The sequence below is a fragment of the Bradyrhizobium sp. 44 genome (assembly GCF_023073095.1).
GTDB lineage: Bacteria > Pseudomonadota > Alphaproteobacteria > Rhizobiales > Xanthobacteraceae > Bradyrhizobium.
This window is the reverse complement of the sequence record NZ_JADPIY010000031.1, coordinates 1-726: the sequence shown is the minus strand read 5'-3', so window position 1 is coordinate 726 and position 726 is coordinate 1. Positions and strand designations below refer to the sequence as shown.

At 61.3% G+C, this 726-nt stretch carries 1 protein-coding gene; it reads left to right on the top strand.

What is annotated here, in order from left to right:
* The first annotated feature begins 415 nt into the window (after nt 1-415).
* Entirely contained in the window at nt 416-646 is a 231-nt protein-coding gene (locus IVB41_RS31330; RefSeq protein WP_247438276.1) for a hypothetical protein, read from the top strand.
* Nucleotides 647-726: the final 80 nt, after the last annotated feature.

Below are 726 nucleotides of genomic sequence, written 5' to 3'. Positions count from 1 at the left end.
TCGGCAGCGCTGAACCCATTGACCTGGCGCCAATCAAGACCCCTAATTGCCTCGGGCAATTTCGAGGTGTCGAATGCGTACGCTGTGCGGCCGGTCCGCTCGCCGACGGCACCTTGTTCGACGTACTTCTGAAGCCGGTTCATTCGAGCCCCGATCGCTCCATCCCTGATGCGAGAATTCAACCGCAAAGGATGCGTCAAAGAGCCGGTTCCCGTGGAAGGCACTCTGCGGAGTGCCGCTGCTGCGAGGTCGACGCGGTCTGCGATCCAGTGCGGCGCCGCGCCCCGCCGAATGGGAGAAGCTTGCAGAACGAGCGCTCCACCGCCGCGGAATTTTCGACCGGTACGAGGAGCAGAGACAGTATTGCCCGTCGGCCGGACGATCCCTTTGCCGTACGGCACGTACAGCTATCTACGTGCATCTTCTCGACGATCGCATAGAGCAGCACGAAGATCGGCAAGAAGACGAAGGACCAGATCGCCGTTTGATCGGTTCTAGCGAACTCGCGTTTGGGTTGCTGTCGGTCGCGGAAGGTGGCGGCGCAACCATGTTTGCCCGCTTCGGTGTCATGCGGGCCTTGAACTGGCACCACGCCCCGGAATTCAACCCAAGGGCAAAGAGCCTCATTGGAGTCATCGCAAGCTGAAGAGGGATGAGTGAAAGAGGCCGCCGACTAAGGCGGCCTCTGGGGCTGGAAGCAACCGCTCGCATAAACGCGGGCGGGCA